The sequence below is a fragment of the Bacillus sp. FDAARGOS_527 genome (assembly GCF_003812125.1).
Classification (GTDB): domain Bacteria; phylum Bacillota; class Bacilli; order Bacillales; family Bacillaceae_G; genus Bacillus_A; species Bacillus_A paranthracis.
In genome coordinates, this window is sequence record NZ_CP033795.1 from 1,067,763 (window position 1) to 1,083,154 (window position 15,392).

The 15,392-nt window shown below is 34.2% G+C and carries 12 protein-coding genes and 1 riboswitch; of the genes, 7 read left to right on the forward strand and 5 right to left on the reverse strand.

What is annotated here, in order from left to right; translation table 11 throughout:
• Positions 1–50: 50 nt before the first annotated feature.
• Positions 51–1,433 carry an alpha/beta hydrolase family protein gene (locus tag EGX95_RS07885; protein WP_001035240.1) on the reverse strand — a complete coding sequence of 461 codons (1,383 nt, stop codon included), beginning with the start codon at positions 1,431–1,433 and terminating at the stop codon, positions 51–53.
• Positions 1,434–2,020: 587 nt separating this feature from the next.
• Here EGX95_RS07885 and EGX95_RS07890 point away from each other — a divergent pair.
• A complete protein-coding gene (locus EGX95_RS07890) occupies positions 2,021–3,649 on the forward strand; it encodes a peptide ABC transporter substrate-binding protein (protein WP_000823536.1) in 1,629 nt (542 codons plus the stop codon).
• 52 nt (positions 3,650–3,701) lie between these two features.
• On the opposite strand, the gene EGX95_RS07895 is transcribed toward EGX95_RS07890, so the two are convergent.
• A complete protein-coding gene (locus EGX95_RS07895) occupies positions 3,702–4,232 on the reverse strand; it encodes a GNAT family N-acetyltransferase (protein ID WP_000483991.1) in 531 nt (176 codons plus the stop codon).
• A 142-nt stretch (positions 4,233–4,374) separates the two neighbouring features.
• Here EGX95_RS07895 and EGX95_RS07900 point away from each other — a divergent pair, with 142 nt between their 5' ends.
• The 3 genes from EGX95_RS07900 to EGX95_RS07910 all read left to right on the forward strand — a co-directional run bounded on the left by EGX95_RS07900 (position 4,375) and on the right by EGX95_RS07910 (position 7,071).
• Complete coding sequence (locus EGX95_RS07900; RefSeq protein WP_000414532.1) at positions 4,375–5,073, forward strand: response regulator transcription factor; 699 nt, start codon at positions 4,375–4,377, stop codon at positions 5,071–5,073.
• Positions 5,063–6,139 (forward strand): sensor histidine kinase, encoded by a 1,077-nt coding sequence (locus tag EGX95_RS07905; RefSeq protein WP_000695278.1) that lies wholly within the window; start codon positions 5,063–5,065, stop codon positions 6,137–6,139. Before EGX95_RS07900 ends, EGX95_RS07905 begins: the two co-directional genes overlap by 11 nt.
• Positions 6,140–6,210: 71 nt before the next feature.
• Positions 6,211–7,071 carry a M23 family metallopeptidase gene (locus EGX95_RS07910; RefSeq protein WP_000265299.1) on the forward strand — a complete coding sequence of 287 codons (861 nt, stop codon included), beginning with the start codon at positions 6,211–6,213 and terminating at the stop codon, positions 7,069–7,071.
• Positions 7,072–7,131: 60 nt separating this feature from the next.
• On the opposite strand, the gene EGX95_RS07915 is transcribed toward EGX95_RS07910, so the two are convergent.
• A complete protein-coding gene (locus tag EGX95_RS07915) occupies positions 7,132–8,427 on the reverse strand; it encodes an Nramp family divalent metal transporter (protein WP_001030679.1) in 1,296 nt (431 codons plus the stop codon).
• Positions 8,428–8,905: 478 nt separating this feature from the next.
• On the opposite strand from EGX95_RS07915, the gene EGX95_RS07920 reads away from it, so the two are divergent.
• Positions 8,906–9,865 (forward strand): oxygen-dependent tRNA uridine(34) hydroxylase TrhO, encoded by a 960-nt coding sequence (locus EGX95_RS07920; protein ID WP_000246213.1) that lies wholly within the window; start codon positions 8,906–8,908, stop codon positions 9,863–9,865.
• A gap of 178 nt (positions 9,866–10,043) precedes the next feature.
• Here EGX95_RS07920 and EGX95_RS07925 read toward each other — a convergent pair whose 3' ends face one another.
• On the reverse strand, positions 10,044–11,519 hold the full coding sequence (locus tag EGX95_RS07925) for a hypothetical protein (protein ID WP_063246785.1): 1,476 nt from the start codon (positions 11,517–11,519) through the stop codon (positions 10,044–10,046).
• A gap of 175 nt (positions 11,520–11,694) precedes the next feature.
• On the opposite strand from EGX95_RS07925, the gene panE reads away from it, so the two are divergent.
• A complete protein-coding gene (panE, locus tag EGX95_RS07930) occupies positions 11,695–12,639 on the forward strand; it encodes a 2-dehydropantoate 2-reductase (protein WP_001221878.1) in 945 nt (314 codons plus the stop codon).
• Positions 12,640–12,694: 55 nt separating this feature from the next.
• On the opposite strand, the gene EGX95_RS30900 is transcribed toward panE, so the two are convergent.
• On the reverse strand, positions 12,695–12,823 hold the full coding sequence (locus EGX95_RS30900) for a hypothetical protein (protein ID WP_000031869.1): 129 nt from the start codon (positions 12,821–12,823) through the stop codon (positions 12,695–12,697).
• Between the two features lie 139 nt (positions 12,824–12,962).
• Positions 12,963–13,109: riboswitch (cyclic di-AMP (ydaO/yuaA leader) on the forward strand.
• 144 nt (positions 13,110–13,253) lie between these two features.
• On the opposite strand from EGX95_RS30900, the gene EGX95_RS07935 reads away from it, so the two are divergent.
• Positions 13,254–15,080, forward strand: a complete 1,827-nt coding sequence (locus tag EGX95_RS07935) for an APC family permease (RefSeq protein ID WP_000254879.1) — start codon at positions 13,254–13,256, stop codon at positions 15,078–15,080.
• Positions 15,081–15,392 lie beyond the last annotated feature (312 nt).

Consider the following 15,392-nt stretch of genomic DNA (forward strand, 5'->3'; position numbering starts at 1 on the left):
TTCAAAAATCCTTCACGTAATAATGATTATTGAAAGGATTTTGATGTTTCTTATTCTTTTGTCGCGTTGACCCATTTAATAATGTCCTGAATTACGTATTCAGGAATATTAGCAGGGATTTCATATTCACTAGGAAGACTTAATTCCCCATCACCCTCTGTGAAGAAATGATTCAATTTTGGGTATTCATTGAACTGAACATTCCTGCGGTTTGAAAGCCCTTCCTGCCATTTTGTATATTCATTTTTTACTGTTACTTGATAATCGCGTGCTCCTTGCAGAATCAGTAAAGGCTCTGTTCGTAATCTTGCCTCTTCAACTGGACGCCACCTAGAAACGTCATACATAAAATGAGGTGATCCAAAATTGTAGCCAGCTGGAGGGTGGTCAGGATTGAAAGTAGGATCCTGGATAAAAGCGACTTGTCTTTTTAGTTCATCGATTACTTCCTTTGGTGCTCCTAGGTATTGATTCTGATCAATAGCAATGTCAGTCAAGGGGCGTGCAGGTGGTGCGAGTAAGATACTTCCTCTAACAAGTGAAGAAGGTGATTTGCTTAGTATACGTGGCATTGCGCCAGCTCCTAGACTATGTCCAAGAATGAAAATATTATTTGGATCAATGCCTTCCTGCTGCGCTGCTGATTTTGCTGCATATATGGCATCATCTGTAGTATCACGGTCTAACGTAACAGGTTCTGCACTCATCTTTAATGCGTGTTCTAAGGTACGTTTTTCATAGCGCAACACTGCAATTCCGTTGGATGAAAGGCCCACCGCAAGATCGCGTAAGATTTTTGTTCCCATATATGTGCTATCGCGATCATGGATGCCAGCACCATGAACAAGAACAACTACGGGTAGCTTTTCACCAGGCTTATGTTTCGGAACCGTTAATGTCGCTGGTAACGGATAGGTGGAATTTCCGATGACGATTTCACGTTCTTGATAAGAGTCAGGTTGATCATAGCTAGGATGCGGGATGGTATATGATTCCTTGGGAGGCCTTTCTCCAATTTCATCTACTTTCCCGCCAGGTGTAAATTTAAGGAGGAGCGTTATGGTAGTTCCTTCGATAACTGCTGGCATTTCCACCGTCTGATGGACTAAGTTTCGTTCTTTTATCACGGGGGGCCCCATGCTTTTTATCCCGCTCCAGCCACTCTGTGTCCACCAGTTTTGTAATGTGTTTGCTGTAAACTTGGATTGAAAAGCAGCAGACGTCAACTGAAGTGCCTCTGCATACTTATCTTGCTGGAGATATTCAAAAAATAATGATGTACGCTCCGTTAAAGAGACTCGTTTTTTTTCTACAGATGGTTCCTCACGTGTATTTGCGTGAATAGCTGTTGTAAGCGGAAAAGATGAAATGCCTAAAGAAAAGAGCAGGGTAAAGGAAAGTATTGATTTTTGTATTTTCTTTTTTTTATTCATGTTTTAACCTCCAATATGTGATGGTGAAAAATAGGTATGATAAATTAAGGTCCTGTTGTAACAATGTCTAAATCATTGATATGTTCATCTAAAACCAACAGTTCTAATTTTGTCGTAATCGCTCTGGTAACTCCTAACCTTTCTTCCTTCACTTTATATTTTGACTATACGAAACAAAGTTCAAGTTTTTCTTACTTGATCCTTACAAAATCCTTAAGTGTATAAGATTTGTAAAATATCACTTTCTATTTGACCTGAATTCCAAAAAACAAAGTGGCATTGCTGAATGGAGATAGGAAGATATCCCAACCAAACTGTACCCTATACGTCTATTAAGTTAGTTATGGGGAAATTTACATGAAACAGAAGAAAAGTTAAAATAAAAAGAGAGGTATGCAATAAGAGATTTTTTATAAATACTTGAGCGAACAGCGCAGATTAAATATTCAATCTTTAGCTATCCTTTTTAAAAGGGTAGCTTTTTTCTTGAACGAATAAATATTCAAAAGAATGTCGCATCTTTCTGGTAGTATTTCTGCTATAATATATTACGCTTTATAATATTTTATATTTAAGGAGAACAACTCATGAAGCGAAAGAAGAGCCGTTTAATGGTAATGGCACTTGTTACATCTTTATTATTAACAGCTTGTAATAATAAGGAAAATAAAAGTGATACAAAGGCAAAAAAACAAGTATTAAATGTAACAGTATCAGAAGAAATTCCTTCTCTTGATACAGCGAAAACGATGGATGGTACGTCAGCGCACGTTATGCAAAACATATTTGAAGGATTGTATGCATTAGATGATCAAGATCAGCCGATTCCAGCAGTAGCAAAATCGTTTAAAAGAAGTGAAGATGGTAAAAAATATACATTCGATTTGCGTAAAGATGCAAAATGGTCAAATGGGGACAATGTGACAGCGCATGATTTTATGTTTGCGTGGAAACGTGCAATTACCCCTGAAACAGCGTCTCAATATGCGTCCATGCTCTTTTATGTGAAAAATGCGAAAGAGATTAATAAGGGGACGATGCCTCTTGATGAACTTGGGGTTACAGTTATAAATGATTATAAGTTAGAGGTGGAACTAGAACAGCCAATTCCTTATTTTTTACAGTTGTTAGCACTACCTATATATTTACCACAGCATGAATCATTTTTGAAAGAACAAGGAAAAAATTATGCATTGGAACCTAATAATCTTATATATAACGGTCCATTTGTATTAGAGAAATGGAAGCATGAACAAGAGTTTCAATTAAAGAAGAATGCTACTTATTGGGATGAAAAGAAAGTGAAATTAGACGAGATAAACTTTCAAATTGTAAAGGATACAATGACCGCTGTTAATTTATACGAAGCTGGTAATTTGGACCGGGTGCCTATTAATTCTCAATTTGTAGACAAGTATAAAGGGGATAAGGAGTTACATATGTCGAGCGAACCTGCAATTGCTATGCTACGTTTTAATGAAAAAAATAGTGCGTTAGCAAATAAGAAAGTGCGTCAGGCTATTTCATTCGCGTTAAATAAAGAGGATTTCGTTGCTCATTTTATTAATAACGGAGCAAAACCTGCAACTGGGCTAGTACCAGTTGGGCATATCAATGAAGAAACGGGAAAAGATTTTAGGGAAGAAAACGGAAACCTTTCTTTATATGATGTACAAAGTGCGAAAAAAAATTGGGAAGAAGCGAAAAAAGAGCTTGGAGTAGAGCAAGTAAACTTCGAGTTTTTAACATTTGAACAAGATAACGCAAAACGTATGGCAGAATATATAAAAGGTGATTTAGAAAAGAATTTACAAGGATTAACGATACAAATTAAACAACAGCCATTTAAGCAAAAATTACAGTTAGAACAAACAGGTGATTACGATATAACTATGGCAAATTGGGGACCCGACTATAAAGACCCAATTAGTTATTTAGAACTATTTACGACGGGGAATCCGAATAATAAAATGAATTATTCTAATGTTCGTTACGATGAATTAATAAAGAAAGCGAAAACGGATTTTGTACTAGATACGGAAAACCGATGGGAAGCGTTGCGAGAAGCCGAGCAGGTATTATTAGAAGATGCTGCGGTGGCGCCGCTTTATCATATTGGCTCAGCATATGTACAAAAGGATTATGTAAAAGGAATTGAAAAGCATCAATTTGGTGGTATTTATACTTATAAGAATGCTTATATTGCAAATGAATAAATACAAAAAACCTTACTTTTTTGAAGTAAGGTTTTTTTACACATGTATTCTATTAAAACGATTTTAATAAAGAATAACAATTCGTATCATAGGGAATGTCATCTTGATACATATAATTTTTTAGAACGCCTTCTTTTTCAAAGCCTAATTTTAATAGTACTTTATTGGAAGCTTCATTTTCAAGAAATACAATTGCTCCGATCCGCTTTAAATGAATCGTATGGAAACCGTATGATATAACCTCAGAAACAGCTTCAGTCGCATATCCTTTTCCCCAGTGCTCAGGTAAAAAGGCATAACTTAAATTGGCCCGTTTATGCTCAGAAGACCAATCGTGAAAACCAATTGTTCCAATGAGTTCTTTCTTGTTTTTTAATTCGATTCCCCATTTTATACCGCTTCTTGCATTGTAACTCAGTTTAAAGTTATGAATAATTTGTTTCACTTGATTAATATCTTGTAACGGTTTTTGGCCATAATAGCGCAGTACGTCAGTATTAGAGAAGCATTGTAGTATACCTGATGCATCTTCTTCGGTAAGTTCTCGTAAAATGAGTCGTTCAGTTTTCAATATAGGAAACATACTTTCACTCCATTTCTTTTGAAACTAGAATGTGTTGTTATTATATAATCTAGTCTGAAAATAAAGATTATTCAAGAGGGGAGTATAGTTTTGATTTGTGATAAAATTGATTGTGGAATATATTTCAAAAAGAGGTTTATATATGGAGAAAAATTCAATTTTAATTGTAGATGATGATCAAGATATTGTTAGATTTATGAACGTGAATTTAATACAAGAAGGTTTTAAAGTTTTTAGTGCTCATAACGGAGAAGAGGCTTTAGAAATTATAAATAATAACAGTATTCAACTTGCTATTTTGGATATTATGATGCCACAAATGGATGGGATAGAATTGTGTAGAAGAATTAGAGAGAAACATAGTTTGCCAATTATGTTTTTAAGTGCAAAATCATCGGACGTAGATAAAGTCGTCGGATTTAGTACGGGAGCAGATGATTATATTGTGAAGCCGTTCAGTACAATTGAATTAATTGCAAGAGTGAAGGCTCAATTAAGAAGGTATACATATTTCAATCAAAATGCTGTCCAAGTAATAGAAAAGAAAATAAATATTAGAGGTTTAGAAATAGATGAAGTGTCTAGAACAGTAATGTTATATGGAGAAACAATCAATCTTACGAAAACTGAATATGATATTTTGTATTTAATGGCAGCTGCAAAGAATCGTGTATTTACTATTGAAGAAATATATGAGAGCGTTTGGAAAGAAAGGGCTTATGAAAGCAATAATACAGTAATGGTTCATATCGCAAGATTAAGAAATAAAATTGAAGAGAATCCAAAAGAACCGAAGTTTATTCAAAATGTTTGGGGAGTCGGATATAAAATTGAAGATTAAATCATTACAAGGCATTAGAGCTAAGTTTTTTATCGCATTCATATGTAGCATCTTGTTAGCGACTGTAAGTATAATAGTGTTTCAAATTTTGGTTGGAAATATATATAGTCAGGTTAATGTTTTAGAGGAAAAATATTCATTTTTATATTTTATAGTCTTTTTGATTTTTACTACAACATACTTTGCATTCATGACAAAAACGCTGATGAAAAGGTTGTCTCAAATTAACAAGAACGTGAAAGAAATAAGTGAAGGTAATTTTGAAATACATATACCTATTTCGAAAAGCGATGAGATTGGTGAACTAGCGGCAAATGTTAATAGAATGGCGAAAAGCTTAAAAGAGTCTATCGAGAATGAAAAAAAATCACAGGAAATGAAAAATGAAATGATTAGTAATATTTCGCACGACTTACGAACACCTGTAACATCTTTAATTGGTTACGCGGACTTGTTAGGAAATAAGCTACATTCAAATGGAGAAGAATGTGAACAGTATGTAAGCATATTAAAGCGAAAAAGTTATGAATTAAAAAATCAAGTAGATGAATTATTAGAATACTGTCAAATAAATTATAGAGAGATTGAATTACATAAAAGTGTAGTAAATATGAAAGCATTAATGGAACAAATTATGATTGATTTTGTACCACAACTAGATGATGCCAATATGAGCTTTTGTATGAAAGGTGATAAGGAGTTACATGTGGAAATGGATGTAGCACTTATGGTGAGGTTATTCGAAAATGTAATTAGTAATAGTATTATGTACGGGAAAGACGGAAAGGAGATTGTAATTCAAATTTCTAAAAGAGACATGAATGTTGAAATAGAAATTAAAAATTTTGGGCAATGTATTCCGAAAGAGGACCTTCCTTACGTTTTTGAGAAATTTTATCGTAGTGAAAAATCACGTAGTTCTCATACGGGCGGGAAAGGAATAGGACTTGCAATTTCAAAAAGTATAGCCGATCTCCATCAAGGGGATATCACTGTACGTAGTAACGATAAAGAAACAGTTTTTACTGTGAAATTACCGCAGTATAAAAAAGTAAGAAAGTCGTAAGTATTTCTTTTATATGTCGTAATTTTTACTTTGTATCATTGAGAAAAAGGATATGAGAGTAGGGACGCGACATGTGGAAGGCATTTTTATTAGTAATTATAGTTTCTTTTTTAATTATAAGTTGGATCTTAGTTTATGTAGCTAATGGTGTTACATCAGTTTTTGTTTGGTGGAGTATACAGGCTTTTAGTTTTATTTCAGTTTTCCTCTTGGTAGGATCAGTAATAATATTTTTTTGGAAAGGCATTTTTAGAAAGCGGATAGATAGAACGCTATTTTTAATCATTCTGTTTTCTATCATTGGAGCTTGGCCTGTCGGTTGGTTTGCTAATATAGGTAGAATTGCTTATCCAGCAGATATACAATCTATGAGTCCTAAAGCAGTAGTTCGTTTTCCTTTGAATGAGCGAGCATTAATAGGTTGGGGTGGTGATCGGTTAGAAATGAACTATCACGTTATAAAACCAAATGAAAGGTGGGCATATGATATTCTCATTCCACCTGCTGAAGTGAAAAGTAGTAAATTAAAGGCCTATGGAATATACGGAGCGAGAGTAATGGCACCAGCTTCTGGAACAGTTGTATCAATTAATAATGATGAAAAAGATTTAGTTCCGGGATCGGATGATTTTCAGTCAATGGCGGGAAATCATATTTATTTACGACTAGATGAAACAGGGACATTTTTGGTTCTTGCGCATTTAAAGAAAGGGTCAATTAAAGTGAAGGAAGGACAACATGTAAATGAAGGAGAATTTCTTGCTCAAGTCGGTAACTCAGGAAGTTCAAGTGAGCCGCATTTACATATTCATCATCAAAGGCAAGATCCGTCCAAGGTAAGTATGTTTTTTGCGGAAGGATTGCCACTTTACTTTCGAACTGAAAATGGTGTCATGATGCCGGAAAGAGGGACATACACAAGTGGTAACTAGAAGAAAATCATTTCATCCAAAAAGGGTACTCCAAATTAAAATTGGAATACCCTTTTTTCATTACCCTACAAATGTTTGATACAGTAAGAAGATATTTAAAACGATAACGAGTGCTGCAATTATCCAAGCGATAAATGTTGTTATACGGTGGTTAACGAGTGCACCCATAATCTTTTTGTTACTTGTAAACATAATAAGTGGCACTAGTGCAAATGCAATACCGAATGATAAGACGACTTGGCTCATGACTAGAGCGTAAGTTGGATTTACACCTAAAGCGATAATAACTAATGGTGGAATCATTGTAATAAATCGGCGTAAGTATAACGGAATATGCATGCGAATGAAACCTTGCATAATAATATCACCCGACATTGTACCGACAGAAGAGCTAGATAGTCCTGCTGATAAGAGCCCAATTCCAAACAAAGCAGCTGATACAGGACCTACTAAGTTGGTAAATTGAGTGTAAGCAACATCTAAATCTTCAACGTGCAAGCCGTTTTTAAAAAATAGTGCAGCAGCAACAATTAACATACTTGCATTAATTGCTCCAGCAATAACCATTGCAATAATAATATCGATAAATTCGAAACGAAAAATCTTTTTCTTTTGTTCGTCAGTTGTTCCGACCACACGGCGTTGTGTTAATGCAGAATGCAAGTATATTGCATGCGGCATAACTGTCGCACCTAAAATCCCTGCTGCAAGTAATATACTGTCTACACCCTGGAATTTTGGAATAAATAGTCCTGAAAGAAGGGGACTTAATTCTGGTTTTGCATAAAAAACTTGAATCCCAAAAGCAATTACTACAATGAAAATCATTCCTGTAATAATAGCTTCTAGTGGACGAAATCCTCTACGTTGAAATTCAAGGATAATAAATGATCCGGCTGCTGTAATTAAAGCGGCAGGTAGCATCGGGATTCCAAATAGTAAGTAAAGCCCCAATGCAGCTCCAATAAATTCCGCTAAATCTGTAGCCATAATAACTAGTTCACCTTGTATCCATAAACCGATAGACACAGGCTTTGGAAAGTTTTCACGAGCTATTTCGGGTAAATTGTTTCCTGTAGCAATTCCTAATTTAGCTGATAAAGTTTGGATTAATACAGCCATTAAGTTAGAGGCGAGTATAACCCATAATAGTAAATATCCATATTGTGAACCAGCTGCGATATTTGTAGCAAAGTTGCCAGGATCAATATAAGCAACGGACGCTATAAAAGCGGGTCCTAAAAATGGTAACAGTCTTTTCCAGCCTTTTGTTTCTCCACTTAAAGCTAAGTGAGCTGATTGTACGGTTGTACTTTCAGAAGGGAGATGTTCATCTTTTGTTATATCTTTATTCATAGTAGTTTTCCCCTTTAAAATGTTAACTTGATGAAATTATTGTATTTATTCTTACTCATTATTTCAATACATTTAGATATGTTATATGATAATTTCATTTGAACACGAAAGTTTCCTTAATGCAAATTATATGCCTTTATGCAATGGATGGTGTGATAACGTAAAATGAATTGGGAGTTTATGGTGTGATGACATGGGGAAACATAATAAATTAAAGGGTCAATTTTGAAATTTATGTGAACATAAAGCCGATAATACAGCATATTAATTGATGGAATTGCATTTGTATGATATATAATATATTGGGATTACAACATAACCATAGTGTTTTGATGTGTAATCTTGTTTTTTATTTTTGTTAACTGATAGAAAATAGTATAAAGAAAAGAAAATAGAATTCATTTTCTTATTATATATGTTTTGATATGAACGTTAACTTATACATGATTTAAAAAATTAGATAGGTGGTAGAAATACATTGGCAACTACAAAACCATACAGAGTATTACTATATTACATGTACACAACAATTGAAAACCCAGAAGAATTCGCGGCAGAGCATTTAGCATTTTGTAATTCACTTGAATTAAAAGGAAGAATTCTTGTAGCAAAAGAAGGTATTAACGGAACTTGTTCTGGAACTGTAGAACAAACAGAGAAATACATGGAAGCAATGAATAATGATCCACGTTTTGACGGTATCGTATTTAAAATAGATGAAGCTGATGGTCATGCATTTAAGAAAATGCACGTACGTCCTCGTCCAGAGTTAGTTACACTTCGTCTAGAAGATGACATTAACCCACACGAAATAACTGGGAAGTATTTAGAGCCAAAAGATTTTTATGAAGCAATGAAACAAGAAGATACAGTTATCATTGATGCGCGAAATGATTATGAATTTGATTTAGGTCACTTCAAAGGTGCGATTAAACCTGATATCGAATCATTCCGTGAATTACCAGATTGGATTCGTGAAAATAAAGAAGTACTTGAAGGTAAAAAGATTTTAACGTACTGTACAGGCGGAATTCGTTGTGAGAAGTTCTCTGGTTGGTTAGTTCGTGAAGGTTATGAAGATGTAAGTCAGCTTCACGGCGGAATTGTAACGTACGGAAAAGACCCAGAAGTACAAGGTGAGCTTTGGGATGGACAATGTTACGTGTTCGATGAGCGTATCGCTGTACCAGTAAACCAAAAAGAACATGTTATCGTTGGTAAAGACCATTTTACAGGTGAACCTTGTGAACGCTATGTAAACTGTTCAAATCCAGAATGTAACAAGAAAATTTTATGTTCTGAAGAAAACGAAGCGAAATATTTACGTGCATGTTCTCATGAATGTCGTGTAAGTCCACGTAACCGCTACGTAATACAACATGAATTAACGGAAGAGCAAGTAGCTGCTGCATTAGAGAAAATCGAAGCAGGGAAGTAAGAGGAATTCGTGTAATAAAAAAGGGTACTCCAAACTTTATGTTGGAGTATCCTTTTTATATTGTCCGGTTCAGCCTTTTGTCGGTTTCTGTCGGTAAGTCGATATATCTGGAAAATCGCTCATAAAAATTTCACTTACTGCAGCGCGCTACGTATTTGTAATTTGAAATTCATTTTCTTTACTTCTTATCGTCTTCCTCTTTCACAGCAGACAATACAGTTTGTTTAACCCAAGCTTTTCTTCGTTTATGTTGTAGACTCCATTGGTATAAACTTTGCGCACCTAAAATAAGTGAAATGACAATGCCGCTAATCGCAATTAATAGAGCGAAAAATTCAAGAGGTGACGATAACTTGTTTGAATCGGTGTTTCTTAAAAGGTCAATCATAGTAAACCCTAACATTTGGCCCACTACAGAGTAGAGCGTTAAAATTAATAATAAGAGGCTATCTTTTTTAGAGGCGACATTTTCTTGATATTTAAACAAACTATCAAGATTTTGTTTCGCGTTCGAGTATAGAACCTCAATATTAAAAAGTTTTCTTAAACGAAAGAAAATATCTTCACTTTGTGATTGGGATACTAATTCTAAAGAAAAATAATTAGCAGTGAACGAATTGATCGAATAAATTAATTTCTCTATTTCATTAGTATCTTGTTCAATGTTTAGCTCAGCATAGGCGTTAGCCATTTTTAATAAAACAATTTTATGGAATAGGTTTAATAATAAAGCGTAATAAAATTCTCCGTACATTTGACTAGCAAGTTTAGCGATTTCACGTTCTCCTTCATTTGTTACACATGTAAAAATATGTTCTTCCATTATGAAATAACGATTTGGAGCCCATCTCTGGTAAGCGTGTTTTTTTAAATAGTCATGAATGTAAGGAAGGTTATTTGCACTCACATATGGCTTACCATCACTTGTTAATCCGGAAAGACTAGAAGTACTATAAACATCCACTTCATTAAGTTCCATTCCTTCTTTTAGTGACAATAAAGTTTGGACGTACATTCTTTGGTCTTCGAAGAAAGGGAAGGTTTGAAAGTATGAACTTCTTAATCTCTTCTTTTCAAAGAAATCAGTTACGCCATTAAATAAATAACCAAAAATGAATTTTTCAACTTGGGAATACTTTTTTCCGTTACATTCAATACAAATAGTCTCATTTGTATCATTTTTAGTTTCAAGTACACGGAAGCGAGCAGCGAATTCGATTGCTTCGGATAAAGTCATGTTTGGAGCAGTGTTTACTTCTGTCCGAATTGTTAAGAAGCCAAGCTCATAAGGACAAAGTGTTACGTCAATAGAATGAATCTTAAATGGAACGGAAATAAGATTTGTTGTTAAATGTCCAGTTAAGTTAAGGTCTTTAGAATAGCGCTGCAATCCTTTTTGATGCTCTGAGTGAGGAAAGAGAATTTTATTGGTAAATGAAAGGTAGTATGCTTCCATATTTTGATGTGAAACTTGAAACTTTCCGTAGTATGTATTTTCATTTTCAAGATGATCGAGTCGAAAAGGGTGAAAATCATTTTTCTGTAAGAAAGGGAACATATTTTGTTCATATCCAGTTTTAAAAGAAAACGGGAATATAAATTGAAATATAGCTGTTGTTACATCTTTTTCCTCGATTGTATGTATTGCCTCCATTTACATTGTTTCCTTTCCAAATATGCTATAAAAACAACATGCCCAAATTCATTTGAAAATAACCACTGTTTTATACTTGAGTAAGAATGAAAATTCAGCTTATTTAGTAGGGGACATGTATAATGTTATGTATACTGAATGTTATAAAATTGTATTTTGAAAAGGGGGATGTTGTATGCGTATTTTAGTATTAGGAGCGGGAGGCGTTGGAGGCTTTTTTGGGGGACGCTTAGTAGAAAAAGGAGAAGATGTTACTTTTCTTGTTCGTAGTAAACGGAAAAAACAATTGGAGGAAAGAGGACTTGTAATCCGCAGTGTTAATGGGGATTTTTCCTTCCAACCGAAATTAATAACGAAAGAAGATCAAACTGCTCCATTTGATGTGATTCTATTTTCAACAAAAGCGTATCACTTAAATGAGGCAATTCAAGATTTGAAGCCGTTTGTAGGTGAAAGTACTGTAATCATTCCGTTGCTAAATGGTATTGCTCATGTATCGCTATTACAAAAGGAATTCGGTGAGGAAAAAGTAATTGGTGGTTTATGCTTTATCGAGACGACGTTAAACGATCAAGGAGAAATTGTACAAACTAGCGCTGCAAATAGACTTATGTTTGGAGAAATGAAGTCTCAAAATTCAGAGAGAATAAAGCATATTTCTAAAGCATTTGCAGGTACGAAATCTAGTTTTATTTTAAGTGAAAACATTATGCAAGATATGTGGCATAAATATTTATTTATTACTGTAATGTCCGGTGTGACAACGTTAATGCGTGCACCAATTGGACCAATCCGTGAAAGTGAAGGCGGCCGTGATTTTATCCGTAATGTGTTTGAGGAATCTGTACAAATCATGAGAGTATTAGGAGCCCCCGTAAAGGAAAATATTGCCGAGGAACATATGAAAACGATTGATAAAATTTCGTATGATATGAAGTCATCAATGCAACGTGATATGGAAAAGGGTTCGTTTATTGAAGGGAAGCACTTGCAAGGATATTTACTGGATGTAGCAGAGCAATTTTCAATAGCGGCACCATTATTAGGCACTATATATCAAAATTTAAAGGTGTATGAAGAGATGACCTTTAACAGATCTGTAATAGAATTAGATGTATGAAAAAATAAAAAAGAAAGCAATATATAAGTGTATTGCTTTCTTTTTTTATGACAAATCATTTATTTCTTTTTGTTCTATCTGTCAAATTTATTTCCTGTTCACGTTTACCGTATAATTGATTAATTTCATTTGCTAATGCATCTAAATAGGAATCGGAAAAAATAGGCTTCTTTTCTTTAGACATATAGATCTCCTTTATTGATTTTTTAGTATTCATTATGTATATTTACCAGCGGATTATGCGCAATCATTTTAATTTTTTCTTTTTAAAAATTTTTGTTTACATTTTGAAAATAAAGGAGTATTATAATCCACAGTTTCAATTTTCTAAATCGCTGAAACCGCATGGTGCGGGGGACCCGTTCTTATGGATTAGTTCTGAATCCAATGGGGTGAATCCTTGAAAAAGGTAGGGCTACTCATAGGCCCGAATCCGACAGCTAACCTCGTAAGCGTTATATTGAGAAGGAAGGTGGAGCTTGTGCGACAAAAAAAATAATGTCTACAAGTCTATTTCGTTATGGCTTGTAGACATTTTTTGTTTTCTGAAGAAATCGTTTATCCGCTATAACTAGCAGAAAAGTTCGTACAAAATTATTGGAGAGTGGACAGCAGTGGTTTCATCTATTAAAAGATTTTTAATTGGAAGACCGTTAAAATCAACAGAGCTTGGAGAACAGAAGCTTAATAAAACGAAAGCTTTAGCTATTTTATCTTCTGACGCATTGTCATCAGTTGCTTACGGTCCAGAGCAAATTTTAATTGCTTTAGCAGGTGTTGGAGCGATCGCTTATTGGTATTCCATTCCGATCGCTATTGGGGTATTAGTATTATTGACGGCCCTTATTTTATCTTATCGTCAAATTATTTTTGCTTATCCGCATGGCGGGGGCGCGTATGTTGTATCAAAAGAAAATTTAGGGATGAATCCAGGCTTAATTGCTGGAGGATCTTTATTAGTTGACTATATTTTAACTGTTGCGGTAAGTGTGTCTGCAGGTACAGATGCGCTCACATCTGCTTTTCCTAGTTTACATGCACATAATGTAATCATTGCGATTATATTTGTTATATTTATTACCATCTTAAATTTAAGAGGTGTAACGGAATCAGCTTCCGTTTTAGCATATCCTGTTTATTTATTCGTTTTGGCACTATTTATATTAATTGGTGTAGGGATATACAATATTTTAACGGGGCACGTTTCGCAGGCTTTACACACGCCGATTGGAACACCAGTTGCAGGGATTAGTTTATTTTTATTATTAAGAGCATTTGCATCAGGTAGTTCTGCTTTAACAGGTGTTGAAGCAATTTCAAATGCAATTCCGAACTTTAAAGATCCTGCGCCAAACAATGCTGCAAAAACATTGCTTGCAATGGGTGCATTACTTGCAGTTTTATTTTCAGGAATTGTGTTCTTAGCTTATTATTACGGAATTTCTCCAAGTAAAGAAGTAACAGTTGTTTCACAAATTGCTGAACAAACATTTGGACGTAATTTCATGTACTATTTCATACAAGGTACAACAGCTTTAATATTAATCCTTGCTGCTAACACAGGATATTCTGCGTTTCCGTTATTAGCAGTAAACCTTGCAAAAGATAAGTTTATACCAAGAATGTTTACGATTAGAGGAGACCGCCTAGGTTACTCAAATGGAATTATTATACTTGGAATCGCATCGATTATTTTAATTGTAGCTTTCCAAGGGCAAACAGAGCATTTAATTCCGTTATATGCAGTAGGTGTATTTATTCCATTTACCCTTTCTCAAAGTGGTATGGTATTAAAATGGCTTCGTGAAAAACCGGAAGGATGGGCTTTACGATTAACGGTCAATTTAATTGGTGCAGTCATTAGTTTTATCGTAATGAGTATGTTCTTTTTAACTAAATTTGCACAAGTTTGGTCAATCCTTATTTTCTTACCTGCTATTATCTTCTTGTTCCACCGAATTAAGAAGCATTATGATGCAGTAGGAGACCAACTAAGTTTAAAAACTTGTGAACGGATTGTTCCGATTGAAGGAAATGTAATTGTCGTTCCAGTAGCTGGTATGACACATGTAGTAGAAAATTCATTGAACTATGCAAAGTCTCTTTCAGCAGATCAAGTTATTGCTGTATATGTCGCTTTTGACAGAGAAGAGGAAAAGAAATTTGAAGAGAAATGGAAGAAGTGGCAACCTGAAGTAAGGCTTGTTACTTTACATTCTCATTATAGAAGTATTATTCAACCGCTAACAAAGTTCATTGATACAGTACAGTATAAAGCGAGTGAATCAAATTACCGAGTTACGGTCGTTATACCACAATTCATTCCGAAAAAAGGTTGGCATAACATTCTTCATAATCAGTCTAGTTTACTCATTCGTGCGTATTTACTCTATAAAAGAAATGTTGTTATTACAACAGTACCATATCATTTGAAAAAATAAGAAGGTTTTTTAAGGATAGCTTTACGAAAGTGAAGCTATCCTTTTTGTGTATACGCTATGCATAATTGCATACGAGTCTGAAAGATATATTGATATAATTTTTGTGTCTGTGAGTAAGTAGAGGTTTTTGTTGTGATATATGGATATTTCAATTGAAAAAGTAAAGTGGATTATATTTTAAAATAAAGACATGAAAGCTTGAAAATAAAGGGAATGAAAATACTTCTTTACGTTATATAAATAGCTGTGTTTAAATGACCTTACAGTACAAAACTTATATGAAAACAAAACGGAATTTCATATTTATGTATG